The sequence below is a fragment of the Pseudomonas sp. 10-1B genome (assembly GCF_000935045.1).
Lineage (GTDB): Bacteria > Pseudomonadota > Gammaproteobacteria > Pseudomonadales > Pseudomonadaceae > Aquipseudomonas.
Genome location: NZ_JYKS01000015.1, coordinates 257,457 through 282,292, shown reverse-complemented (window position 1 = coordinate 282,292; position 24,836 = coordinate 257,457). Strand labels below are relative to the sequence as shown.

Here is a 24,836-nt window from a genome sequence, read left to right as displayed (position 1 = left end):
CATGAAATTCAGTGAACAGTGGCTGCGCGGTTGGGTAAACCCGCAAGTCTCTCGTGATGACCTCGTCGCCCGCCTGTCCATGGCCGGCCTCGAAGTCGACAGCGTGACCCCGGCCGCCGGGCAGTTCAGCGGCATCGTCGTGGGCGAGATCCTCGCCACCGAACAGCACCCCGACGCCGACAAGCTGCGCGTGTGCCAAGTCAGCAACGGCCAGGAAACCTTCCAGGTAGTCTGCGGCGCTCCCAACGCCCGCCCAGGCATCAAGATCCCGTTCGCCATGATCGGCGCCGAATTGCCCGGCGACTTCAAGATCAAGAAGGCCAAGCTGCGCGGCGTCGAATCGTTCGGCATGCTCTGCTCGGCTGCCGAGCTCCAGATCAGCGAAGAAAACGACGGCCTGCTGGAACTGGCGGCCGACGCCCCGGTTGGCGAAGACATTCGCCAGTACCTGAGCCTGGACGACGCCAGCATCGAAATCGGCCTTACGCCGAACCGCGGTGACTGCCTGTCCATCGCCGGCCTGGCCCGCGACGTCAGCGCCCTGTACGACACCCCGGTCACCCGCCCGGTGGTACCAGCCGTGCCGGCTGCCCATGACGAAGTGCGCCCGGTCGAAGTCAGCGCCCCGACTGCCTGCCCACGCTACCTGGGCCGCGTCATCCGTAATGTCGACCTGAGCAAGCCGACCCCACTGTGGATGGTCGAGCGCCTGCGCCGCAGCGACGTACGCAGCATCGACGCCGCCGTCGACATCACCAACTACGTGATGCTCGAACTCGGCCAGCCGATGCACGCCTTCGACCTGGCAGAAATCAACGGCGGCATCCGCGTACGCATGGCCGAAGAGGGCGAAAAACTCGTCCTGCTCGACGGCCAGGAAGTGGCCCTGCGCGCCGACACCCTGGTTATCGCCGACCACACCCGCGCCCTGGCCATCGCCGGTGTCATGGGTGGCGAGCACAGCGGTGTGAACACCGAAAAAACCCGCGACCTGTTCCTCGAAAGCGCCTTCTTCGAGCCGATTTCCGTCGCCGGTAAAGCCCGCTCCTACGGCCTGCACACCGATGCCTCGCACCGCTACGAGCGCGGCGTCGACTCGCAGCTGGCCCGCGAAGCCATGGAGCGCGCTACCCAGCTGCTGCTGGACATCGTCGGCGGCGAAGCCGGCCCGGTGGTCGAAGCCGTCAGCGCACAGCACCTGCCGCAAGTGGCCCCGGTTACCCTGCGCGCCGAACGCATCACCCAGATGCTCGGCATGGAAATGGACCCAGCCCAGGTCGAGCAACTGCTCAACGCCCTGGAACTGACCACTACCAGCAATGGGGCAGGGGAGTGGACCGTCAGCGTTCCAAGTCACCGCTTCGACATCAGCCTGGAAGTGGACCTGATCGAAGAGCTGGCCCGCCTGTACGGCTACAACAACCTGCCGGTGCGCTACCCGCAAGCCCGCCTGGCGCCCAAGGGCAAGCCGGAAACCCGCGGTGACCTGCCAACCCTGCGCCGCCTGCTGGTTGCCCGCGGCTATCAGGAAGCCATCACCTACAGCTTCATCGACCCGAAACTGTTCGAACTGTTCAGCCCGGGCGTAGAGCCGCTGCTGCTGGCCAACCCTATCTCCAGCGACATGGCCGCCATGCGCGCCTCGCTGTGGCCGGGCCTGGTCAAGGCACTGCAGCACAACCTGAACCGCCAGCAAGACCGCGTGCGCCTGTTCGAAAGCGGCCTGCGCTTCGTCGGCCAGCTCGGCGACCTGCAGCAGCAGCCGATGATCGCCGGCGTTGTCACCGGCAGCCGCCTGCCAGAAGGCTGGGCCAACGGCCGCGACGGCGTCGACTTCTTCGACGTCAAAGCCGACGTCGAAGCACTGCTGGGCTACTCCGGTGCCCTGGCTGACTTCACCTTCAGCGCCGGCAAGCACCCAGCCCTGCACCCAGGCCAGACCGCTGCCATCGAACGCGACGGCAAACTGGTCGGCTACCTCGGCGCCATCCACCCAGAGCTGGCCAAGGCCCTGGACCTGGACCGCCCGGTGTTCCTGTTCGAGCTGGTGCTGGGTGACGTGGTCGAAGGCCGCCTGCCGAAATTCAGCGAGCTGTCCAAGTTCCCGGAAACCCGTCGTGACCTGGCTTTGATCGCAGGACGTGATGTAGCTTCTAGCGCGGTGCTTGAATTAATTCGTGACAATGCAGGCGAATGGCTCACAGACCTCAGGCTGTTTGATGTCTACCAAGGTAAAGGCATTGATCCTGATAGAAAAAGCCTGGCCGTCGGCTTGACCTGGCAGCATCCATCGCGCACTCTTAACGACGATGAGGTGAACACTACCCTGAAAAACATCCTCACCTCGCTCGAACAAAGGTTGAACACCACGTTAAGGAAATAACGGCATGGGTGCTCTGACGAAAGCTGAGATGGCCGAAAGGCTGTACGAGGAGCTGGGGCTTAACAAGCGTGAGGCCAAGGAGCTGGTCGAGCTGTTTTTCGAAGAAATTCGGCACGCACTTGAAGAGAACGAGCAGGTCAAGCTGTCCGGTTTCGGCAACTTCGATCTTCGCGACAAACGCCAGCGGCCGGGCCGCAACCCCAAGACAGGGGAAGAAATCCCGATCACCGCACGGCGCGTCGTCACCTTTCGTCCAGGGCAGAAGTTGAAGGCCCGGGTTGAGGCCTATGCTGGAACCAAGCCATAACGACGAACTGCCCCCCATACCGGGCAAACGCTACTTCACCATTGGTGAGGTGAGTGAGCTTTGTGCGGTGAAGCCGCATGTGCTGCGGTATTGGGAGCAGGAGTTCGACCAGCTTAACCCTGTGAAGCGGCGCGGGAACCGACGGTATTATCAGCGGCAGGATGTGCTGATGATCCGCCAGATTCGCGCCTTGCTATATGATCAGGGGTTCACTATTGGTGGGGCGCGGTTGCGGCTCTCCAGTGATGAGGCTAAGGATGAATCGAGCCAGTACAAGCAGCTGATTCGGCAGATGATTGTCGAGTTGGAGGATGTGTTGGTGGTGTTGAAGAAGTGAGCCTGGGTTTTTCTGATTAGTGGAAATTTTTTGAGAAAAAGCTTTCATTTATCAGGAGGTTAGGGTAGATTCTTCATCGTTCTCAGCGGTATCGAGAATAGAGTCGGGGCGTAGCGCAGCCCGGTAGCGCACTTGCATGGGGTGCAAGGGGTCGAGTGTTCGAATCACTCCGTCCCGACCAAAATACTCCAGAAAATCCAGTCACTTAGCGGTGACTGGATTTTTTTATGCCTGCTGGTTTTTGAGGGCTTCCGATTTTTGCCCCACTTTTTGCCCCACCGGTGTTTTTGCGCTGGTCACTACCCGTGAGGAGGGATCGGTGGAGGACTTTGTGCGAGCTGAGCCGGCAGGGGTGTTCCTGCCTGGCGAGAGATTAAAAGGATTGCAGTGGCAGGAATAAGCGACGGCTATCCGAAGCAAGCGGCAAGAACCCGTATTGCTCGTAGAATCCCCGAACCTGGTCGTAGATGACATCGACGACCAGGGCGTAGATTGCGATCTGATTGCTGATGGCCAGCGTACGCCTGATGGCATCGGCTAGCAGCAATCCGCCTATACCACGACCCTGAGCATCCTGGCTGATGGCGAGGCGGCCGAGCAAGGCGGCGGGGAGTGGGTGGCGGGGCAGTCTGCGAGCAAGCTTTTCGGGAAGCTGGTCGAACTCGATCGACAGGCTGGAAAGGGTGTAGTAACCCGTGATGACGTCTGGCTGCTCCAACGTAGTGGCGACGAATACCCGGCTCACGCGGCGCTTCACGTCTTGGCCGGCTTGCTTGTGTAGGTAGTCGTCCAGTGCGTTTACGCCGCACTGGAAGCCGGCTCGGTGATGGTTGGTGGCCAATGGCGTGATGAGCAGATCGACTCGCTCGATCATCGGCTGGTGATACGCTGTTCGTGACTCTCAAGGACGGCGGCCAACTTCTTGTTGAACATGACTGGCTTGCTCAGCGCATCGAAGAACGCTTCGGCATCGCTCGCCTTCAGGCTCATGACCTCATGCTCGTGAATGGTCTTCTCGGCATGTGCCAGTGCGCTGTTCAGGATGAATTGGCTGACGGTCTTGCCCTCGAAGCTCGCGGCGCGCTCCAGGGTTTTCTTGGCGCTGTCCTGCAAGCGGAGGTTGATCCGCTCCTGCTTGGTGTCTGAGGCTGTGTTCATGGCGAAAGTCTCCACTCCAGGGTAGATGTGAAGTATTGTACGTCAAAGTGGTGCCTTATCGATGTCTCTTCATACTGGTAGCCTTCAGGAGCTCCGTGGAAATGCTTTCCTGAGTGATTCAGGGTGTATTTCTTTAGCCAGATGACGGCTGCTTTCGACCGATTCTGTTGAAAAAGTCCCTCCGCGATTGGCTTACGAAAGGGTGGCCACGTCAGTTTGCCGTTTGGTGAGCACATGGGTTTTCTGATTGGAGCACTCGACGGTGATCCAAGTGCTGTCACTGAACCTGCCTTACCACCACTGCCTATAAGCGTAGATGCTGAGCTGGTCAAAGCGGCCGTCGCATTTCTTCGTCGCACCAGCTTGCCCATTGAACCGCGCAAGAAATGGCCCGATGGCGGGATGCCCCACTACGGCATCAAGGGATTCATCGCACCCGAGCATCAGGCTGATTCCGGCAAAACGCTATGTGTCTGGGGAGACGCTGGCTGGGGCGGCTTGGTTCGACAGGGCAAATACCAAGACAGTTATTTTTCAGATGACCTCATTGCTGCCTGCGTGAAAATGATCAAAGAGTCGGATCCGCAACCAGCGCCGACTTGGTTGACCAGCGTACCTTCGCTTCGGCATCCCGATTTGGTACCGAATTTTGCACAACGCTTGGCTACCGTGCTGGGGCTGCCGTTTCATACGGTCATCGTGAAAACAGACGCAAGGCCCGAACAGAAAACGATGGCAAACAGTACACAACAGGCACGCAACATTGATGGCTCGCTCGCACTTAACGGCCAGCCCATTCCGCCTGGGCCCGTCCTCCTGGTAGATGACATGGTGGATTCACGCTGGACGCTTACGGTGCCTGCATGGCTGCTGCGCAAGAGCGGCAGTGGTGTGGTTTGGCCGATGGCCCTCTCACAGACGGGGCACGACGAATGACGTCGGTCCTTTCACCCAATACTCAGGCGATCCTGCTGCTGACGGCGCCGCTCATTGCAGGACGAGGCGCTGCATCGCCAGATCTGCTCTCGCCCGGTGAGTACAAGCGCCTCGCCCGTCACTTACGCGAGATCCAGCATCAGCCGGCCGATCTTCTCTCTCCAGACGCGGCTGAAATCCTGCGTGCGTATCAGCCTGTGATCGACGAGAGCCGCCTGCAGCGACTGTTGGGGCGCGGATTTCTGTTGAGCCAAGTGGTCGAGCGCTGGCAGGCTCGAGCCATTTGGGTGGTCAGTCGTGCCGATGCTGAGTATCCGCGTCGGCTGAAAGCTCGCCTGCGAGAAGCTGCACCAGCTGTCCTCTATGGCTGTGGTGACATGGGCTTGCTGGAAACCGGTGGGCTTGCCGTCGTCGGGTCTCGCTATGTGGACAATGAGTTGATTGACTACACCATGTTGGTCGGACGACTGGCTGCCAGTGCTAATAGAGCGCTCGTGTCAGGCGGCGCCAAAGGTATCGATCAAGCCGCCATGCGTGGTGCACTTGAGGCGGGTGGCAAGGTCTGCGGCGTACTGGCAGACAGCCTCGAAAAGACCACCATGAACCGCGAGCACCGCAACCTGCTGCTTGATGGCCAACTGGTGCTGATCCCCCCTACGATCCGAGCGCCGGGTTCAACGTCGGCAATGCCATGCAGCGCAACAAGCTGATTTATGCCTTGGCGGATGCTTCGCTGGTGGTGAGTTCCGACCTCAACAAGGGCGGCACTTGGGCGGGGGCCATCGAGCAGCTCGACAAACTCAAATTCGTCCCCGTCTTTGTCCGTTCGACGGGCGAATCGTCTGCCGGCCTGGACGCTCTGCGAAAGAAAGGCGCGCTGCCTTGGCCGAATCCGCAAGACGTTGATACGTTCGCTGAAGTGTTCAACGTGCAGATGCCGACGGTCACCGATTCTCCACAGGTTGGCTTATCGCTGCTTGACGGACCACCGGCCGCCGTCACCACGGGACCTATACCGCCAGATGCCGCTTCGTTACCTACGACCGAGAGCGAGCCAGCTGTTTCTAATGCGCAGCGACATCCGATGAACTGCCAGTAGCCACTTCGGAAGCATTGGCGCCAGTGGGCGAGACCAAGGAGTCACCGCAGCCGGAATCGATCCCGGCCGACGTGCTCTTCGCAGCGGTGCGTGTAGCGATTCAGCAGCTCTTGAACGCACCGATGAAAGATGCCGAAGTGGCTACCGCTCTGGACGTCTCCAACACGCAGGCCAAGGTATGGTTGCAGAGGCTGGTCGATGAAGGGCTGATCGAGAAACAGAAGAAGCCCGCGGGCTACATCCTGAAGCAGAAACGACTGCTCTAGCTACCCTGCGGTGAGCGCGACCTAGTGTCCCTATCCAATGCTCCTCAGTTCGAGGAGAAATTCTGGGATGTGATCGGGCTCTATCTGACCCCGCCGGATAAGGCTTTGGTGTTGTGTTGGTCGTACTGCCGTTGCTCCATGACTGGCAGATGATGTTTCGCTTTCGTTGCACCGACTTGATCGGTGCAACGAAAGCGCTTGGCGAGCATATAGGAATAGGCAAGGCTTCTAGATAATCCGGCATGGGTCGGCTGTCGCATCGTCAATACCATGGGTGCCTATCAACCAAGAGGACTCTGTCATGCGCACCACAAAAAACCTTTTCATCACCGGCGTCAGCAGCGGCTTTGGCAAAGCACTCGCCGCCGAGGCATTGATGGCTGGCCATCGCGTGATCGGCACCGTCCGTAACAAGGAGGCCCTGGCGGCGTTTGAAGCCTTGTCGTCCGAGCGGGCCCACGGCGTTATTCTGGACGTCACCGACTTCGAGCGTATCGACAGCGTCGCTGCCGAGGTAGAGAGCCGCCACGGCCCGGTGGATGTGCTGGTCAACAACGCTGGGTACGGTCACGAAGGTATTTTCGAAGAGTCGCCGCTGAATGAAATGCGTCGTCAGTTCGACGTGAATGTGTTCGGTGCTGTCGCCGTCACCAAAGCCTTTATCCCGTACTTCCGGCAGCGCCGCAGTGGTCATATCATTAACATCACGTCCATGGGCGGCACGATCACCATGCCGGGTATTGCCTACTACTGCGGCAGCAAGTTCGCGCTGGAAGGTATCTCGGACACGCTCAGCAAGGAACTCAGGCCGTTCAACATTACAGTTACAGCTGTGGCGCCAGGCTCGTTCCGTACCGATTGGGCAGGCCGCTCGATGCAGCGTACACCACGCAGCATCGCGGACTACGACGCCAGCTTCAACCCTGTACGACAAGCCCGCGAAGAGAAGAGCGGCAAGCAGCTCGGTGACCCGCGCAAAGCCGCGCAGGCCATGCTTGCACTGATCGACAGCGCTAATCCGCCTGCTCGCTTGTTGCTCGGCAGCGATGCCCTGAGCCTTGTGCGGGGCAAGCTGGAGCAGTCTCTGAAAGATATCGCGCAGTGGGAAGCGTTGACCCGTTCAACGGACGCTGAACTTGACCAGTAAGGAGGTTGTATATGGTTTCAGGTGCAGATTGCGCTCAACGCATGATCCGGTTGATGGAACAATTGGCGCCGCTCGAAGGCTACAACTTGAGCCCATTGGATGACGTGCGCTTTCTGCGTTCCAACCGGCCCTTGGCCCGCACGCCAGTGCTTTATGAGCCCGGTATCGTGATCTTGTGCCAGGGCCGAAAGCGTGGGTATCTGGGTGAAGAGGTCTACATCTACGATGCTCAGCAGTACCTGGTTGTTTCTGTCCCAGTGCCTTTTACGATGGAGACCGACGCCAGTGAGGATGAGCCGATGCTCGCCGTGTACATGCAGCTGGATTTCAAAATGGCGGGTGAGCTGATACTGGAGATCGATCGAACATTGGGTCCGACTTCTTCACGGCCTAAAGGCATGTACTCTTCACCGATGGACGATGGGCTGCGCCAATCAACTCTGCGCTTCCTGGAAGCTATGACCCTTCCGGTTGAGGCGAAGATTCTTGGCCCATCGCTGGTGCGTGAAATCTACTACCGCATCCTGGCTGGCGAGCAGGGCGGCTCCATGCGCGCTGCACTTGGCCAAAAAGGACATTTCGGGAAGGTGACCAGAGCAATCCGCAAGATTCACAGTTGCTATCAGGAACAGTTGAACATCGAAGCTTTGGCGCAAGAGGCCAGTATGAGCGTGGCCAATTTTCACCTGCACTTCAGGAAGGTCACCGACTCGTCGCCCATGCAGTATCTCAAGTCCACGCGGCTGCACCAGGCGCGGTTGTTGATGCTGCGCACTGATGTCACGGCTGCGGCTGCAGCGTTCGATGTGGGTTATGAAAGTCCGTCGCAGTTCAGCCGGGAGTTCAAGCGATTTTTCGGTCGCACGCCCCATGCTGAGATTGAATGGATGAAAGCGACGTACGCTTTGCCGGCATCGAACGCACCCTCGAATTTCGTCTCTTCACACTAGGTAGGGCCTGTCTCGGAAATAAGCTGTTCACTTTTGGCGGCGTCTTGGGCGCCCGGCCGGCGTTGCCACTCCTCGCCATAGCCCTGCTATGACTCGTCGCGGCGCCTTGGCCGAACACCCAAGCCACTCGCCAAAAGAGAACGTATTTCCGAGACAGGACACTAGGTTACGCATGACGATGCGGCGCGTCTTCGGTCAGGCCTTCCTGGCTCTTCCAGAGCGCAATGTCGGCAGTCATATTGATCTCTTGTAGCATCCAATGATTGGCGCAGCCGTCCAAGTACTTCTGCCATGCCCAATCGTAGCGTAACAGTACCAGCTGATTGAGATCAGCCCTGCAATTAATGATTCGTTTTTCGTCTACAGCAACCCGCGCGGCGGTGCCTTCGAGCTCAGCCATTCCCTGAGCGACGTCCAAGTAATTGAGCGTCTTCTTGGCGCGGACGACGGCTGCTGCGCAAATCTTCCTTGCGGTTTCTGCCGCAGAATTTCCTGTGTCATCGAGCCCACCATTCACGCTGCATGGCGAATCGGGTGTTGCCATGTTTGCTGGCAGGTTTGTTGATTCAGCGTGATTCCGATTCGTCATGTGATCTTCCTTACCGATTCCGACTTTAAAGTCAATTTTTATATCGGCGCTTCCCCAGCTTCATTCATAGGCGCAGGGAAGGAGAACACCCTACCTAGTGGCGGAGAAAGACAAAGCACAACATGGTGTGTCTGCTGATCGCCTTTGACACAATATATGGATTTTTCGGTAACGATCAACACAACATGCTGTGGTGCCGCGTTGGGGTGTTTAGTGATTATCCGCAGATGGCTTTGAAGGACCCTGCCTGATTGAGGCTGCGTCAGTGCAGGCTCGCTTGGCCCGAATGCTCAAGCAATGATCAGACGGCTAATTTGTAGATTAATCCATAAAAATATATTTTATCGTTGACGATATGTTTTCTGCCGTTTAGTTTGGTCGCCGTCCAGTTGAAGGCTCATCCGCACTCGACATGGGCCTGGACAGCGATGGCTCCGATCTATTGGTCCCGCGCTGCCCGATACGCAATAACAAAAATAAAAAAGGCTAGCGATGAAGAAAAATCCGAAGTCCTTGCTATGTGCCATTCCCTGCTTTCTCGCTGCGGCATCCGCCAACGCAATGGAGAGCGATGCAGGGAGCCTGCCGTTACCCGCGGTCGGCACCATTCCGTGGGCGGACTCGCCGCTGTACCTGGCCGATCCGCGAATCCGTGACCAGGATTTCCTCGGCTCGATCCGCTACATCCCTCTTTCCAGCGATGCCCGGGACTATCTGTCGATAGGAGGGGAGATTCGTTATCAGTACCAAGACTATGAACGTGCCCTGCTTGGTGTGGGAGGCAAGAGCAATCCCAACAGCATGTTGCAGCAACGGCTTCGCATCAGCGGTGACCTCAACCTGAGCAATGGCCTGCGTGTATTCACCGAACTGGGTGACAACCGCGAGTTCTTCGCCGAGCGTGTGAGCCGCTTCAACCGCGACAAGGTCGACCTTCAACAGATGTTCGTCGAGTATGCGACCGGGGCCCCCGCCTATGGCACCGCGCAAATTCGTGCTGGGCGCTTCGTGATGCCGCTGGGCAGCGTACGGCTGGTGGGTATACGGGATGGGGCGAACGTGCGGTACACCTACGATGGTGTGAAGGCGACCTGGTTCACGCCTGACAAGGCGCGCTGGGAGCTGTTCTCCGTCAGCCCCACGCAGATCGACCCGCTCAAATTCGACGATCAACGGGACAAGAGCCAAGACTTTTCCGGCTTGTACGGGGCTGCGGTCTGGAACCTCCTGGACAGTCACGTCGATATCTACGCCTACACGGTGGGGCGCGACAACGCGACCTACACCAGCGCCTCGGGAAGCGAGCGGCGCAACAGCTATGGTGTGCGACTCTACCGCCACTCCTCGCCCTGGGACTACGACATCGAAGCCGTGCTGCAAGGCGGTAACAGCGCGGGCCAGAGCATTCGCGCCTGGGGCGTGATGAGCCAATGGGGCTACACCTTCGCTGAGCTGAAGTACAAGCCGCGCCTGGGTTTGAGGGCCAATGCGTTCAGTGGCGACGATGACAGAAACGACAATACCCTAGGGGATTTCGTCGCGCCGGCGTTGGCCCCTGCGCTGGTATACAACGACGCCAACTGGTTCACCACCACCAACCTGATCAACATCGCGCCGGTGTTGTCGCTGCAGTTTGCGCCAAATCTCAAGGCCGAGATGAACATCGACTACCTGATGCGCCAAAGCACCGATGACGGCATCTATTACCTGCCGAGCAGCGCGCCCTATGCCCCAAACCAGGGTAACTCGCGGCATGTCGCGACCAATACCAACCTCTCCCTGGACTGGCGCATCAACCGGTTCACCACAGTGCACGCCGCATATACGCATGTCCAGGCGGGCAGAGCGCTGGAAGATATCGGCGGAACGGATACCGACTACTTCGGGATCTATACCCAGTTCGTATTCTGAGGCGGTGCCGCCAGGCGCCGCATCGAGACATGAAAAATAATAATGGAGACCTGTCATGATCGATGTACGCAAGCCAAACCTGATCTGTGCCATCGCCCTGCTGGGCGGCTTGAACCTGCTTTCGCTGCCACAGAGCCATGCGGCCACCTTCGACCCTCAGGCGCGGCCGAACATCGTACTGATCGTGGCCGACGATATGGGCTATTCGGACCTCAGTGCATTCGGTAGCGAGATCCAGACACCCAACCTGGACTCGATCGCCAACCAAGGCGTAATTCTCGGCAACTATCATACGGCGCCGACCTGTTCGCCGACGCGCTCCATGCTCATGAGCGGTACCGACAACCATATCGCCGGCGTCGGCACGATGGCCGAGGTGATCCTGCCGGAACAAGCTGGCAAGCGCGGTTACGAAGGCTATCTGACCGACCGGGTGGTGGCCTTTCCAAAACTGCTGCAGGCCGGCGGCTACCGCACATTGATGGTAGGCAAGTGGCACTTGGGCAAGACCGAGGAGCTTAGCCCGACGGCGCGTGGTTTCGACCAGTCCTTCGCGCTGCTGGAAGGGGCGGCGAACCATTTCACCCAAGGTGGCGTATCCGACAGGGCCCCGAAAGCGACCTACCGGCTGAACGGCAAGAACATCGATCTGCCGAAGGACTTCGGCTATTCCTCGGACTTTTTCACCTCCACGGCCATTCGCCAGATCGGCGACCACCCCGGCGACAAACCGTTCTTCGCCTACCTGGCCTACACCGCTCCGCACTGGCCGCTGCAGGTTCCGGCGGCTTACCTGGAGCGCTACCGTGGCGCCTACGACAAGGGCTACGCGACCGTCGCCCAAGCCCGTCTGGAGCGTATGAAAGCCAAGGGGCTGGTTGCCCAGGATGTGCAGATCAACCCAGGGCCCGGGGTTTGGCCCAGCTGGGACAAACTATCGGCGCGAGAGCGCGCCTTCGAGGCGCGGCGCATGGAGATCTACGCCGGCATGATCAGCAACCTCGACGACAACGTCGGCAGGTTGATCAAGCACCTCAAGGACACCGATCAGTATGACAACACGGTGTTCGTGTTCTTCTCCGATAATGGTGCCGAGGGTAGCAATCCAGAGGATGTAACGCCGAACGCCGCCAAATGGATCGCCGAGAACTTCGACAACTCGCTAGACAATATCGGCAAGCCCAGCTCCTTCAGCGGCTATGGCCCCAACTGGGCGCGGGTCAGCTCGACCCCGTTCAGAATGTTCAAGGCCTACACCTACGAAGGCGGCACCCGCACAGCCGCATTCATCATGGGGCCGGGAATGCGTCGCGGCGAGGAGAGCAACGTGTACATGAGCGTGAAGGATCTGGCCCCCACATTCCTGGAGCTCGCGCACGTCGAACATCCGTCCATTCACGATGCGAGAGTGGAGAGAATGCAAGGCAGGTCTGCACTGGGCTTCCTGCGCAAGGCCCAGGACAGCATCCACCCCGCCGAGGAGGTCCAGTGCACTGAGTTGTTCGGCCGTGTTTCGCTGCGCCAGGGCCCTTGGAAGATGGCCTTCAGCAACACCCCATGGGGCACCGGGCAATGGGAGCTGTTCGATATCCGCAAGGACCCCACCGAGCGTCAGGACCTGGCAGGCCGCGAACCTGCTGTGGTCAGTTCATTGCTCAGGCAGTGGCAGCAGTGCCAGGCCCGCAATGGTATCGAGTGGGACACGCAGCTGGCAGCGAAGATCCGTTTCGGCAACGAAATCAAACATTACGAGACAGCCGATGACCAGCACCCCTGAGCATTTCCTGATCGACGCCGCTGGTGCGCCGATGGTCAGGCTAGAGGGCGGGTGCTTCCTCATGGGCTCCGACACCCATTATCCCGAGGAGGCACCCGCGCACAAGGAAGAGGTCGGGCCTTTCGCCATCCAGACGACACCCGTCACCAACCGCATGTTCGCCGAATTCGTGTCCCAAACCGGGCATGTGACCCAGGCCGAGCGTTGCCTGGATCCGCATGACTACCCCGGCGTAGCCGTGAATTTTCTACAACCGGCCTCACTTGTGTTCACACCGCCCGACGCGCCTGTCGGGCTGGACGACGTAAAACGCTGGTGGTCACTGGTACCCGGCGCGGACTGGCGCCACCCGCTGGGCCCAGGGTCGAACTTGCAAGGCCTGGAAGATCACCCCGTGGTTCACGTCGCATTGCAGGATGCCCTGGCTTATGCCCATTGGGCCGGCTGTGAATTACCGACCGAGGCGGAATGGGAGTTCGCCGCTTGGGGCGGCCGCTCGGATAGCGAATTCGTCTGGGGGGATCAGTTGCTCCTGGATGGTCGACACATGGCAAATACCTGGCAGGGCGATTTTCCCTGGCGTAACCTGGCCGTCGGCGGCTATGAGCGCACCTCGCCGGTCGGGGCCTTCCCCGCCAATGGCTACGGGTTGCACGACATGATCGGCAATGTCTGGGAATGGACGACGAGTGTGTATCGAGGCAGCCATGCCGTACCCAGAAAGTCCTGCTGCGCAGGCGGGGCGGGTGGTGGAGCAATGCTGGTGCTCAAAGGGGGCTCGCACCTCTGCGCGCCCAATTATTGCCAGCGCTACCGGGCGCCAGCGCGCTCGCCGCAGGCGGCCGACACCTCTAGCTCTCACATTGGTTTCAGGTGTGTTAGACGATGAAGGCGTATCGCCAACCCAGCGGTGGGGCAACATGCGGAGGAAATTCAAACCCACCGGGCATTACCTGGCATGGGGGAGGGCCTGGGTGTTCTCGGTCCTGCGGCTCCAGCGTGCCCGACCCCAGGGAGTTTCCGCCGGGATGTACTATCGGTGCACGCTTTCCTGCCTTGAACGTTACGCCACGCCGCGCTGGGCGTACCGTGCCAGGCACCGCCTTTCGGTACGCTGTCGGCAGTCAACCTGAAGACCCACAAGCTGGTCTGGCAGGTTCCGGTAGGTACTGTTCAGGACACTGTGTATGGCGAGCTGGTCTGGAAGCCGATAGCGTCGGTCAGCGTGGGCCTTGAGGGGCAGTACCGCAGCAAAGTCTATGTGGAAGACACCGGCTCCGGCTTATGCGGTATTCAACTGGAGAACCCGCTTTGAACAGCGCCATGGGTCATGGACGTTCCACCAGTTGGTACGGCTGGACAACATCATGGATCGGCAGTACGTAGGGTCTGTCATTGTCGGCGACAGCAACTCTCGCTATTACGAAGCTGCCCCCGGGCGGTCATGGTATGCCGGTGCTGGGTTCGAGTATCGCTTCCGGTAGACTGATAACCCAACTTCCTCACGCGCCTTTGGCGCAGAAATCAACGTGCTGAGTTTTCTCGATGTCTGTAACCGACAATTTGCTGGCTTTCACCCTGGCGGCAACCGTTCTCACCTTGACGCCAGGCCTCGACACGGCACTGATCTTGCGAACTGCCACGGTCGAGGGCAGGTCGCAGGCTTTTCGTGCCGCACTGGGCATCAATGCCGGATGCCTGCTATGGGGCGCCGCGGTCGCTTTTGGCTTGGGCGCATTGATCGCGGTCTCTGAGCTGGCCTACAACCTGTTGAAATACTGTGGTGCGGCCTACCTGGCCTACCTTGGCCTTAACATGCTCCTGCGTCCCCGCCAATCTCTGGCTGCAGCCGAGCCTGAGGCGAAGGCGTCCTCAAACTGGTTCGTGAAGGGGATGATGGGGAATGTACTGAATCCGAAAGTGGGGATTTTCTACGTCTCGTTCCTGCCCCAGTTCATTCCGCAAGGTCAGCCACTGGTTGTCTGGACGTTCGGCCTGGTCGCAATCCACGTACTGCTTGGTCTGCTGTGGTCGTTGGTGTTGATCGGTGCGACCCAGTCATTGGCGACGGTGCTGCGTAGAGAGCAGGTGATCCGCTGGATGGACCGTACGACCGGTGTGATCTTTGTGGCTTTCGCCACGCGTCTGGCGTTGAGCAAGCATTGAGTGCCACAAGCCTGTCGCAAGCCAGCAATGGGCTGCGACAGGCTCGCGCAAATCAGGCTACTGCCTGGGCGCCAGTGATCTCGACCAGCGACCCGCACATGAATGCAGCTTCATCCGAAGCAAGGAATGCCACCAGCGCAGCAACCTCTTCAGGCTTGCCGATACGTCCGAACGGTACCATCCGATCAAGATCAGCGATGGTGCGGCCAGAACGAAGCACGCCGGCCTCAAGCATCGGAGTGTGAATTTCACCTGGGCATACGGCGTTGACACGGATGTTCTGTGGGGCGTAGTCACGCGCCAAATTCTGAGTGAACGAGGCTACCGCAGCCTTCGTGACGTTATAGGCAATATGGCCCGGGGCAGGGTAGAGGCCCCATTGTGAGGCGGTGTTGACGATGGCGCCGGCGCCATTGTCGATCATGATCGGCAGCACGGCGCGGCACAGGTGGAACATCGAGTCCAGGTTGATGGCGAAGCTGCTGTGCCAATCGTCCTCGCTCAGTGCCAGGAGGTTGCCGCGTCGGTTGATACCGGCATTGTTGACCAAGATATCGATGCGCCCGAGTTGTTCGACAACTGATTTCACTAGTCCACGGCAGGCCTCACCCGAGCCGATGTCCGCTGCCAGAGCAATTGCCTTGCCCCCGGAGCCTACGATTTGCTTGGCAACCTCTTGTGCGGCTTGCAGATTGACGTCGCTGACCACGACCGTCGCCCCCTCGCTTGCCAGGCGCTCTGCTATCGCAGAGCCGATACCGCCGGCACCTCCAGTCACGATCGCCACTTTGTTCTCGAATCTGTTCATCTCGACTCCGGGTGAGTTGTGGTTGATACGTCTGTTCGTTGCTGTAGAGCGCGAGCGTCACAAAACGGGCAGGGAGGAGATCTGGTCAGGGTGGGGGAGCATGCGCGTGCTGCAGTGCAGGTACGCGCGGCCTTTGACTCTCAGGTTGAGGCCTTGGTCCGCGCCTGGATATCTCTCGTACCTTAAGCCACCGACATGCGCGCTGTAAGGTTCTGCTGCATGTAGTCCAGGAAACGCCGCTGGAACAACATGGTGTGCTCATGCGCTGCAGCTTCTGCGGCATCGGCATCACGCGCGGCGATGGCCTCGATGATCTCGTCATGGTCGCGCCCCAGTTTGTGGGTGCTGGCCGAGCTTACGATATGGTCGAAGTGCAGGTGAAGCAAACGCTGACCTTCGCCCAGAAGGCGTTCGTAGTAGTTGATGAAGTAAGGGTTGCGACCGGCGTGGGCAATGGCCATGTGGAAGGCCTTGTTCAACTCCGACATGGACTGGAAGTCACCTTCTGTTACTGCCTTGAGGTAGTCGGCGTCGGCCTTGCGGATTTTTTCGAGATCTTCCGGACGATGTTGAGTGGCTGCCAGCCGGGTGACTGCACGTTGCATCAGATCCAGCGCGGAGATGTAGTTGGGGAACTCTTCAATCTCGAATGGTGTAACCAAGGTTGTACGGTTCGGAAGGATGACCACCAGACCTTCAGTAATAAGCCGAGCCAGTGCATCCCGCACGGGGGAGCGAGACAGACCAAATTGGGCGGCAAGCGACACTTCGTCAAGCTGCACCCCGGGCTTGAGTTTCAGGGTCAGAATCTGTTTGCGCAGCTCTTCATAGATGTAGCGCCCACTGTGGCGACGCACGCCACTTTCTTTATCGTTATCTTTAGTCATCATCAGGTCTCATTAGCTCTGGCCTGTATCATACAAGCCGGGCCTTGTCATGGTGCAACTCCTGTCGGCCGCCTAATGATTCATGGCAGTGTGGGTTTCCAGATGGACCCGTTTGTCGAACATGGTCTGCCCAGCTACCTGGCCGACACCCCCGACAATGACCTTGCCGCTTTCACCTTCGGCATGACAATCCACTACAGACAGTATTTGCTTGAAACGCATGGCTTTGCTCCGTTGGGGCATCAGGAAGCCGTGCCCAAGATCCGGGGGCACGGCTAGAGGGCCACTGCGGTCAGCCTTCTCCCCAGGTATCGCTGAGCACGAAGCCTGCTGCGAGCGGATCGTCCGGGTCGACGCCCAGCTGCTGAAGGCCATACAGCCAGGCCCGCCCAGTTACCCGTGGCAGTACCGCCGGCTTGCCGGCGACTTCTGTATTGCCGAGCAGGGCAATCTGGAACTGGCCGCCGATGGTCGAGCGCGATACCAGGTGATCGCCGGCCTGCACCTTGCCGCGTGCCGCCAGGGTGGCCAGGTTGGCCGAGCTGCCGGTACCACAAGGGGAACGGTCCACTCGGCCAGGGGGCAGGGTGGTACACGTCTGGTAGGTGCGATCATCCAGACGGTTGCGGAACATCACATACGCCACCTCGTTCACCGACGGAAGTAGTGGGTGCTGAATGTTCAGTTGCCGGTTGATCACCTCTCTCAGCGCTACGCCAGCATCGGCCAGCTGCCGGGCGTTTTCCGGTGCAATCGAGAGCCCGACTTGCTCTACGTCGATCAGCGCGTAGTACACACCGCCGAACGCCACATCGATCTTGATCGTGCCGAAGGCTTCGGTCTCGATCGCCAGGTCCAGATGCTCGACAAAGGCTGGCACCATGTCCAGCGACACGTTCAGGCAGCGACCTTCCGCGCACTGGGCGCGAGCGGTCACGAGGCCTGCGGGCGTATCGAGGACGACCGTGGTTTCTGGCTCCTGCATCGGCACCATGCCCAGCTCAAGTAGGGCAGTGACGACACAGATGCAGTTGCTGCCTGACATCGGATGGGCCTTATCGGCTTGCAGCACAATGAAGCCGGCGTGGGCCTCGGGTCGAGTGGGCGGCAGCAGCAAGTTGACTGACATCTGCAGGCAGCCGCGCGGCTCCAGCGTCACCAGGCGGCGCAGGCTGTCGTCGACTTCGTTGATGTAGTTCATCTTGTCGAGCATGGTGGCACCCGGGACGCCGATGACGCCCCCGGTGATGACCTTGCCGATCTCGCCTTCGCAGTGCACCTCAGCCAGCTGAAGCGTCTGTTTCCAACGCATGGGTGTTACCTCACTTGATGTACCAGCCCCAAGGCTGTTCGCTGTCGTAACGGGTGATCTGCTTGGTTTCCAGATAGTTGTTCAGGCCCCATTCGCCCAATTCGCGACCGATGCCGCTGGTCTTGTAACCGCCCCATGGTGCTTCGGTAAAGGTTGGCTGCGAGCAGTTGATCCAGACGATACCGGCGCGGAACTTGCGTGCGACGCGCTCACAACGCTCCAGGTCCTTGGACATGACAGCAGCACCCAGGCCGAAGCGCGAGTTGTTGGCCGACTTGACCGCTTCCTCTTCGCTGTCGAACGGACGGATGCAGACCACAGGGGCGAATATTTCTTCGTTCCAGATCCAGCTGTCTTCCGGCACATCGGCGAACACTGTCGGTTGCAGGTAGAAGCCTTTGTCCAGGTGCGCCGGGCGTTCGCCGCCGCATACCAGGCGAGCACCTTCTTCCAGGCCGCGGGAGATGGCTTTGAGCGTGCCTTCGTATTGGCTGCGATTGACCAGCGGGCCGAGCAGCACGCCTTCTTCCATGCCGTTGCCGATCTTGATCTTGCGGGTTTCTTCGGCCAGGCGGGCCAGCAGCGGCTCGTAGGCCGAGCGCTCCACCAACACGCGAGAGGTGGCCGAGCAGACTTCGCCCTTGTTCCAGAAGATGCCGAACATGATCCACTCGACGGCCTTTTCGATGTCGCTGTCGGCGAAGATCACGAACGGCGACTTGCCACCCAGTTCCAGGGTCACGTTTTTGATGTCTTGGGCTGCAGCTTGCATGATGCGGCTACCGACCGGCACGCTGCCGGTGAAGGCCAGCTTGTCCACGCCTGGGTGGGCGGTGAGGGCTGCACCCACTTTGGAACCTGGGCCGGTGACGATGTTCAGTACACCGGCTGGCAGGCCAGCTTCATCGGCAATGCGCGCCAGCTCCAGGGCGGTCAGCGAGGTCTGCTCGGCAGGCTTGAGGATGATGCTGCAACCGGCGGCCAGGGCCGGGGCGATCTTCCAGGAAGCCATCAGCATCGGGAAGTTCCACGGCACGATGGCGCCAGCTACACCGATTGGCTCCTTGCGGGCGATCGAGCTGAAACGGTCATCGGACAGTGCGACATCCTTCTCGCGGTAGCGGTCCAGCTCCTCGGCCAGTTTGGCGTAGAAGTCGAAGCAGCCGGCGGTATCGCCGATGTCCCACATGGCTTCCGGGAACGGTTTGCCGTTGTCACGCACTTCCAGTTCGGCCAGCTCTTCCTGGCGGGCACGGATGCCGTCGGCAATCTTGCGCAGGTACTCACCACGCTCGGCACCGCTCAGGCGCGGCCACGGGCCCTCGTCGAAGGCGGCGCGGGCAGCCTTGACCGCGATATCGATGTCTTCTTCGGTACCCGATGCCACGCTGGTGATCAGGCTTTCGTCGCTCGGATCATACGAATTGAAACTGCCGCCCTGGACAGGGCTGACCCATTGGCCATTGATGTAGAACTGGTCGTAGCGGTTCATGCAGTACCTCCAATAAGGGCGAAGCGACGAGCGCTGAATGCGGACAGGTTTTGTGCCGGTGTACGGTTTGCAGCCAGGTCGGCGACCAGACGGCCGGTGGTGGCGCCCAGGGTCAGGCCGAGCTGGCCGTGGCCGAAGGCCATGATCACGTTGGCCAGGCGGGGCGAGCGGTCGATGACTGGTTTGGTGTCAGGCAGGAACGGCCGATAGCCGACGCCGAACTCCATCCCCTGGGTATTGAGTTGTGGCAGCACGCGGCGCGCTTTTTCCATGATGATTTCGGCGCGCTTGAAGTTCGGTTCGGCGCCAGGGGCGGCGAATTCGATGGTGCCGCCGATCTGCAGGCCGCGGGTCATCGGGGCGAAGCAGAAGCCGCCATCGGCGTAGATCACCGAGTGGCGGATTTCGACTTCAGGCGTGGGCAGCACGGCCTGGTAGCCAGCAATGCCGGCCAGCGGGATGTTCACCCCAAGGGTGTCAAAGAACGGACGCGCGCCCGTCCCGGCCGCCACTACCACGTGGTCCGCTGGCAGGCGGGTGCCGTCAGCCAGGGTCACACCGCTGGCGCGGTCGTGATTTTCGTCAATCTTCACGGCCTTCTGACGCAGACGCACGCCACCTTGAGCGATGAAGCTTTCGGTCAGTGCGGCAATGAAGCCCTCGGTATCGCTGACGGCGCGCCAGTCAGGGAACATCAGGCCATGCTGGAACTTGCCGGCCAGGGCCGGCTCCAGATCGCCGATGGCGGCGCCGTCCAGTTCTTCGGACTTGAAGCCCAATTGCTTGCGCAGTTCCAGGTGCGGGCGTTCGTGGGCTAGACCTGCTGGCGAGTCGAACACCTCAAGGATCGGGCGGTCGCCCAGCAAGGTTTTGTCCGGGCAGGCATCCAGCAAGGGGGCGTAGTCGGTGTAGACATGTTGGGTCAGGCGCGCCATGTCCTCGGCGATCTCATGGATCTTCGACGAACGTGCGCAGGCCAGAAAACGCAAGAACCAGGGCAGGATGCCCGGCAGCGCGCTCGGGCGCAGTGCCAGGGGGCCTTTCTGGTCCAGCAGCCAGCCCGGGATCTTCATCAGGATGCCCGGCTTGGACAGTGGAATGACTTCACTGACCGCCATCTGACCGCAACTCCACTTGGCGGTACTGTCGCCCGGTGCGGCGGGGTCGATGAGCGTGACCTTGTGGCCTTCGCGCTGCAGGTACAGTGCGCAGCAGACACCGACGATACCGCCGCCGATGACTACGGCGTTCTGCGATGACGATTGTGGGGTGTTCATGAGTCTGTCTCGTATCAAGAGAGAGTGCGAAGGGGCCGCTGGGCGGCCCCGTATTGCTTTACTGCTGCGAAGCTTCGAACACTTTACGGAACTCGGCTTTTTCTTCATCGGTCAGCGGCAGCAGCGGTGCGCGGGCGTTGCCGACCTTGAAACCAGCCAGCTCGGCGCCGTACTTGACCTTCTGCACGAACTTGCCGCTTTCCAGGTTGGCCATGGCCGGGAACAGGCTGCGCATCACTTGCTGGGCGCCACGGATGTCGCCGCTGGTGAAGGCTTTGTGGAAGGCCACGACCTTCTCCGGGAAGATGTTGGCCGGGCCACAGATCCAGCTGTCAGCGCCCCACAGGTAGAAGTCCAGGGCCTGGTCGTCGGAACCGCAGGACAGCTGGATGCCTTTGTATTTTTCACCGATTTCGATGGCGCGCAACAGGTTGCCGCTGCTCTCTTTGATGCCGATTACACGTGGGTGCTCGTGCAGTGCGGCAATCACGTCCAGACCGACCTCGACGTTGGTACGGATCGGGTAGTTGTAGAGGACAACATTGATCTCGGGGAAGGTCTCGAGAATGGTGTTGTAGTGAGCCAGCAGCTCTTCCTGGGACGGCAGCGCGTAGTACGGCGGGGCGATCAGCAGGTTGGTGTAACCGGCATCGACGGTCTGCTTGATCTGCTCCAGCACTTCACGGGTGCAGGAGCCATTGGCGCCGGCGATCAGGGTGCCGCGGTCACCGACCACTTCCTTGACGGTGGCCAGAATCTGGCGGCGTTCTTCATTGGTCAGTGCGTAGTATTCACCGGTCGAGCCCAGTGGCACGAAGCCGCTGACACCGGCCTTGAGCTGGTGCTCAAGGATCGAGGCCAGGGTGTCGTGGTCGACTTTGCCGGCGGCGTCGAACGGGGTGACCAGGGCGGGCAGGATGCCATTCAGTTTCATGGTGGATCTCCAGGTTATCAAGGGAGGTTTAGTAGGCGTAGCGGCGCAGCAAGCGCCCTTCGACCACGCCGACCATGCGGGTCAGCGGGAAGGCCACGAGGAAATAGATGACCGCTACCGCCGAGAGGAACTCGACCGGGCGGGCAGTGCTGTTGGAAATGTTCTGGCCAACGAACATCAAGTCAGCGACACCCACCGAAGAGATCAATGCGCTCTCCTTGAACAGGCTGACGATGTTCGACAACAGTGGCGGAACCGAGCGCAGCAGGGCCTGCGGGAAGATCACGTAGAGCACCTTCACCTTCGAAGTCAGGCCCAGCGCGGTGCAGGCGTCGTGCTGCTCGCTGGCGATCGACTTCAGCGCGCCACGGAAGGTCTCGCTGGTGATTGCACCCATGTACAGGGTCAGAGCGATCAGCACCGACACGTATGGCGGGATGTCCAGCCCGAATACCACCGGGAAGCAGAAGAACACCCAGAACAGCTGGATCAGCAGGGGCGTGCCGCGGAAGAATTCCACATAGAGGGTCAGCGGCAGGCGCACCAGTTTGAGCTTCACTTGGCGCAGCAGGCTGACCGCAAAACCAAGCAGGCTGCCGAGCAGGGCGCACAGACCGGTGAAGGCCAGGGTCAGGGCCAGGCCCTTGAGCAGTACGGGCCAGTAGCCCAGAACAACCGAAAAATCGAGTGGCATGGTGATTTCCTCAGCGCTGTCCGGCCAGTTCCTGGCGACGCTCGAACCACTGCACCAACTGCGCAATAGGCAGCGACATGGCGAAGTAGATGAGGGCGATCAGGGTGTAGGTTTCCAACGGGCGGTAAGCTTCGGTGGCCAGGCTCTTGCCCACGTACATCAGGTCGGCGACCGCGACGATGGCCACCAGTGCGCTTTGCTGCAGGGTGCCGATGCCATTGGTGATCAGCACCGGCAAGGCGCTGCGCAGTGATTGCGGCAGGATGACGTAAAGGGTGCGTTGCCAACTCTTCAAACCCAGGGCGATCGAGGCATCCAGGTGTTCACGCGGCACCGCCTGCACGCCGGCCCGATAGGCCTCGGCATTGAACGCAGTGAGGTTCAGGCCCAGCGCCAGGAAGCCCATGGCGATCGGGTCGATGAACACGTCGAACAGCATTGGCACGCAGTAGAAGAACCAGACGATCTGCAGCAGCGCCGGGGTGCAGCGGAAGAACTCGATGAACAGCTGTGCCGGCCAGCGGATGAAGAACCAGCGGCTCAGGGTCATCAGGCACAACAGGAAACCGCAGATCAGGCCGATGAGGTTCGAGGCCAGCGCCAGCTCCAGGGTCACCTTGAGCCCGTCGAGCAGCGCCGGGAAGCTGCCGCTGAGGAAGTGGAAGTCAAATTGGTAGTTCATGGCAGTGCCCTCACTCGAAATGCACGACCTTTTCCAGGAACTCGCGGGTGCGGGCTTCCTTGGGCTGGGTGAAGATCTGTTCGGGGTGGCCTTGCTCGACGACCTTGCCGTTGGCGCAGAACACCACGCGGGTGGCGATGTGGCGGGCGAAGTGCATGTCGTGGGTGACGATGATCATCGCCATCTTCTGTTCGGCCAGTTGCATCATCACGTTCTGCACTTCGATGACCATTTCCGGGTCCAGCGCCGACGTCACCTCGTCGAACAGCATCAGGCGCGGTTCGAGCATCAGTGCCCGAGCGATGGCCACGCGCTGCTTCTGCCCGCCAGACAGCTGGCTGGGGTAGGCGTGCAGCTTGCTTTCCAGGCCCAGGCGAGCGAGGTAGGCGCGGGCTTTTTCGGTGGCTTCGGCCTTGCTCAGGCCATGCACCTTCACCGGTGCCAGGATCAGGTTGCCCAGGACCGACAGGTGCGGGAACAGGGTGTAGTGCTGGAATACCATGCCGATCTGCTTGTGCAGGACCTCATCCAGAGGTTTGCCCTGCTTGCGTGCGCCGTCGATGTAAGGCTTGCCCTGGAAATGAATGCTGCCGCTCTGGATACCTTCCAGCCCCATAAGCACGCGCAGCAACGAACTTTTGCCGCTGCCCGACGGACCGATGATGACGAGACGGTCATCGGCGCGCATGTCCAGGTTCATCTGGTCCATCACGACCAGCTGTTCGCTATAGGCTTTGCGCACGCTGCGCAGTTGGATGAAATTGCCGTTCATGTCTGAATTCGGGTTGAGCGAAGCCTGTGGCTGGGAAGCCACCAAATGAGGAGTGGTCATTACAGTCGTCTCCGGAAGAGCCCTGAGCCGGGCCCTCTACATGTCCGCTGGCGTTACTGGGCTTTGCCGCCCGCGATGATTTCGGCGGAGGCCTTGTCCACCAGTTTGTCGATCTCGCCCGACTCACGACGCTGGGTCAGGTAGGCATCGAGCAGGGCAAGGCCTGCAGCGGGCGTGTCATGGGCGAGGGCGAAAGACACCCCTTGCTTGGCCATGGCGGGGACAGGGAGCACTTCCTTGACCCAGCTGTTGGCCATGGCGAACAGGTGGTTGGTGTCGTTGGCGTCAGCCAGCACGTCGGCTCGGCGCGACATCAATGCCATGCGCGTTTCGTCCGAACCTGGCAGGCGCATCAGCGTGGCGTTCTTGATGGCGACGGTGACGGCTTTGTCGGCGGCGGTGCCGGAGATGACCGCGATGGTGACGCCTGGTTTGTCGAAATCAGTGATGGCGTTACCGGCACCGCTGAACTTCGGGTTTTTTTCATTGATCAGCAACGAAATCTGGTAGTCAGTGGCCGGGGTGGAGAAAGCCACGGCTTTTGCCCGCTCAGGCGTCATGTTGAGCGCCATGGCCATATCCCATTTGCCGCTCTGTAGTCCCGCCACCTGGTTGTCCCAGCTGGTGTCGACGAATTGCGCTTTGACTTTGAGCACGTTTTCGGCGAAGTCGCGGCACAGGTCGACGAAATAGCCGCTGTACTGGCCGGAGGCCGGGTCGCGCATCACATAGGGGGCTGCGACAGCTGCGCCGCACCGAAGTACGCCGGCTTTCTGGACGCTTTGCCAGGTTTGCGTGTCGGCGTGTGCCGCAGGTTGCGACAGCAACGCCAGGGCTGCGGTAAGGCATGCAACGCCGGCGCTGACTTTGCGTGAAAGGGACCGTGCCATGT

General features: G+C 60.2%; 23 protein-coding genes, 1 tRNA gene and 3 pseudogenes. 13 read left to right on the top strand and 14 right to left on the bottom strand.

Annotation, left to right across the window (positions count from 1 at the left end):
• The first annotated feature begins 1 nt into the window (after window position 1).
• The 4 genes from pheT (at window position 2) to TZ03_RS11355 (ending at window position 3,208) form a co-directional block, all read left to right on the top strand.
• Window positions 2-2,383, top strand: a complete 2,382-nt coding sequence (gene pheT / locus TZ03_RS11370; protein ID WP_051097695.1) for a phenylalanine--tRNA ligase subunit beta — start codon at window positions 2-4, stop codon at window positions 2,381-2,383.
• Between the two features lie 4 nt (window positions 2,384-2,387).
• On the top strand, window positions 2,388-2,690 hold the full coding sequence (ihfA, locus tag TZ03_RS11365; protein WP_003250679.1) for an integration host factor subunit alpha: 303 nt from the start codon (window positions 2,388-2,390) through the stop codon (window positions 2,688-2,690).
• A complete protein-coding gene (locus TZ03_RS11360) occupies window positions 2,671-3,027 on the top strand; it encodes a MerR family transcriptional regulator (protein WP_003250681.1) in 357 nt (118 codons plus the stop codon). The genes ihfA and TZ03_RS11360 overlap by 20 nt, the downstream gene beginning before the upstream one ends.
• A 104-nt stretch (window positions 3,028-3,131) precedes the next feature.
• Window positions 3,132-3,208 (top strand) — tRNA-Pro (locus tag TZ03_RS11355).
• 192 nt (window positions 3,209-3,400) lie between these two features.
• On the opposite strand, the gene TZ03_RS11350 is transcribed toward TZ03_RS11355, so the two are convergent.
• Complete coding sequence (locus TZ03_RS11350) at window positions 3,401-3,901, bottom strand: GNAT family N-acetyltransferase (RefSeq protein WP_051097694.1); 501 nt, start codon at window positions 3,899-3,901, stop codon at window positions 3,401-3,403.
• Entirely contained in the window at window positions 3,898-4,185 is a 288-nt protein-coding gene (locus TZ03_RS11345; protein ID WP_051097693.1) for a DUF1778 domain-containing protein, read from the bottom strand. The genes TZ03_RS11350 and TZ03_RS11345 overlap by 4 nt, the downstream gene beginning before the upstream one ends.
• A gap of 234 nt (window positions 4,186-4,419) precedes the next feature.
• On the opposite strand from TZ03_RS11345, the gene TZ03_RS31500 reads away from it, so the two are divergent.
• The 4 genes and pseudogenes from TZ03_RS31500 (at window position 4,420) to TZ03_RS11325 (ending at window position 8,583) form a co-directional block, all read left to right on the top strand.
• Entirely contained in the window at window positions 4,420-5,121 is a 702-nt protein-coding gene (locus tag TZ03_RS31500; RefSeq protein ID WP_236692809.1) for a hypothetical protein, read from the top strand.
• A pseudogene (locus TZ03_RS31965) lies at window positions 5,118-6,486 on the top strand (DNA-processing protein DprA). The gene TZ03_RS31500 and the pseudogene TZ03_RS31965 overlap by 4 nt, the downstream one beginning before the upstream one ends.
• A 301-nt stretch (window positions 6,487-6,787) precedes the next feature.
• Window positions 6,788-7,633 carry an oxidoreductase gene (locus tag TZ03_RS11330; protein ID WP_051097692.1) on the top strand — a complete coding sequence of 282 codons (846 nt, stop codon included), beginning with the start codon at window positions 6,788-6,790 and terminating at the stop codon, window positions 7,631-7,633.
• A gap of 11 nt (window positions 7,634-7,644) precedes the next feature.
• Window positions 7,645-8,583: an AraC family transcriptional regulator gene (locus TZ03_RS11325; RefSeq protein ID WP_051097691.1), complete on the top strand. Its 939-nt coding sequence runs from the start codon at window positions 7,645-7,647 to the stop codon at window positions 8,581-8,583.
• A gap of 162 nt (window positions 8,584-8,745) precedes the next feature.
• Here TZ03_RS11325 and TZ03_RS11320 read toward each other — a convergent pair.
• Window positions 8,746-9,127, bottom strand: a pseudogene (locus TZ03_RS11320) (ribonucleotide-diphosphate reductase subunit beta); the annotation flags it as partial.
• Window positions 9,128-9,664: 537 nt separating this feature from the next.
• Between TZ03_RS11320 and TZ03_RS11315 the strand changes: the two are divergent.
• The 5 genes and pseudogenes from TZ03_RS11315 (at window position 9,665) to TZ03_RS11300 (ending at window position 15,026) form a co-directional block, all read left to right on the top strand.
• A complete protein-coding gene (locus TZ03_RS11315; RefSeq protein ID WP_051097689.1) occupies window positions 9,665-11,083 on the top strand; it encodes an alginate export family protein in 1,419 nt (472 codons plus the stop codon).
• A 55-nt stretch (window positions 11,084-11,138) separates the two neighbouring features.
• A complete protein-coding gene (locus TZ03_RS11310) occupies window positions 11,139-12,860 on the top strand; it encodes an arylsulfatase (RefSeq protein ID WP_053388428.1) in 1,722 nt (573 codons plus the stop codon).
• Complete coding sequence (locus tag TZ03_RS11305; RefSeq protein WP_051097688.1) at window positions 12,844-13,749, top strand: formylglycine-generating enzyme family protein; 906 nt, start codon at window positions 12,844-12,846, stop codon at window positions 13,747-13,749. The genes TZ03_RS11310 and TZ03_RS11305 overlap by 17 nt, the downstream gene beginning before the upstream one ends.
• A 291-nt stretch (window positions 13,750-14,040) precedes the next feature.
• Window positions 14,041-14,344 (top strand): annotated as a pseudogene (locus tag TZ03_RS31480) (TonB-dependent receptor); the annotation flags it as partial.
• 61 nt (window positions 14,345-14,405) lie between these two features.
• On the top strand, window positions 14,406-15,026 hold the full coding sequence (locus tag TZ03_RS11300; protein ID WP_051097687.1) for a LysE family translocator: 621 nt from the start codon (window positions 14,406-14,408) through the stop codon (window positions 15,024-15,026).
• Between the two features lie 52 nt (window positions 15,027-15,078).
• Here TZ03_RS11300 and TZ03_RS11295 read toward each other — a convergent pair whose 3' ends face one another.
• The 11 genes from TZ03_RS11295 to TZ03_RS11245 all read right to left on the bottom strand — a co-directional run bounded on the left by TZ03_RS11295 (window position 15,079) and on the right by TZ03_RS11245 (window position 24,834).
• Window positions 15,079-15,834, bottom strand: coding sequence for an SDR family NAD(P)-dependent oxidoreductase (locus tag TZ03_RS11295; protein ID WP_051097686.1), 756 nt, complete (start codon window positions 15,832-15,834; stop codon window positions 15,079-15,081).
• Window positions 15,835-16,016: 182 nt separating this feature from the next.
• A complete protein-coding gene (locus TZ03_RS11290) occupies window positions 16,017-16,724 on the bottom strand; it encodes a GntR family transcriptional regulator (protein ID WP_051097685.1) in 708 nt (235 codons plus the stop codon).
• Between the two features lie 69 nt (window positions 16,725-16,793).
• On the bottom strand, window positions 16,794-16,943 hold the full coding sequence (locus TZ03_RS30060; protein ID WP_152645417.1) for a proline racemase family protein: 150 nt from the start codon (window positions 16,941-16,943) through the stop codon (window positions 16,794-16,796).
• A 70-nt stretch (window positions 16,944-17,013) separates the two neighbouring features.
• Complete coding sequence (locus TZ03_RS11280; RefSeq protein ID WP_051097683.1) at window positions 17,014-18,033, bottom strand: proline racemase family protein; 1,020 nt, start codon at window positions 18,031-18,033, stop codon at window positions 17,014-17,016.
• Between the two features lie 10 nt (window positions 18,034-18,043).
• Window positions 18,044-19,525 (bottom strand): aldehyde dehydrogenase family protein, encoded by a 1,482-nt coding sequence (locus TZ03_RS11275; protein WP_051097682.1) that lies wholly within the window; start codon window positions 19,523-19,525, stop codon window positions 18,044-18,046.
• Complete coding sequence (locus TZ03_RS11270; RefSeq protein WP_051097681.1) at window positions 19,522-20,802, bottom strand: NAD(P)/FAD-dependent oxidoreductase; 1,281 nt, start codon at window positions 20,800-20,802, stop codon at window positions 19,522-19,524. Before TZ03_RS11270 ends, TZ03_RS11275 begins: the two co-directional genes overlap by 4 nt.
• A gap of 58 nt (window positions 20,803-20,860) precedes the next feature.
• Entirely contained in the window at window positions 20,861-21,736 is an 876-nt protein-coding gene (gene dapA / locus TZ03_RS11265) for a 4-hydroxy-tetrahydrodipicolinate synthase (protein ID WP_051097680.1), read from the bottom strand.
• Between the two features lie 28 nt (window positions 21,737-21,764).
• Window positions 21,765-22,430: an amino acid ABC transporter permease gene (locus TZ03_RS11260; protein WP_051097679.1), complete on the bottom strand. Its 666-nt coding sequence runs from the start codon at window positions 22,428-22,430 to the stop codon at window positions 21,765-21,767.
• 10 nt (window positions 22,431-22,440) lie between these two features.
• On the bottom strand, window positions 22,441-23,112 hold the full coding sequence (locus TZ03_RS11255; protein ID WP_051097678.1) for an amino acid ABC transporter permease: 672 nt from the start codon (window positions 23,110-23,112) through the stop codon (window positions 22,441-22,443).
• A 10-nt stretch (window positions 23,113-23,122) separates the two neighbouring features.
• A complete protein-coding gene (locus tag TZ03_RS11250) occupies window positions 23,123-23,944 on the bottom strand; it encodes an amino acid ABC transporter ATP-binding protein (protein ID WP_051097677.1) in 822 nt (273 codons plus the stop codon).
• Between the two features lie 53 nt (window positions 23,945-23,997).
• Window positions 23,998-24,834 carry a transporter substrate-binding domain-containing protein gene (locus TZ03_RS11245; protein ID WP_051097676.1) on the bottom strand — a complete coding sequence of 279 codons (837 nt, stop codon included), beginning with the start codon at window positions 24,832-24,834 and terminating at the stop codon, window positions 23,998-24,000.
• Between the last annotated feature and the right edge of the window lie 2 nt (window positions 24,835-24,836).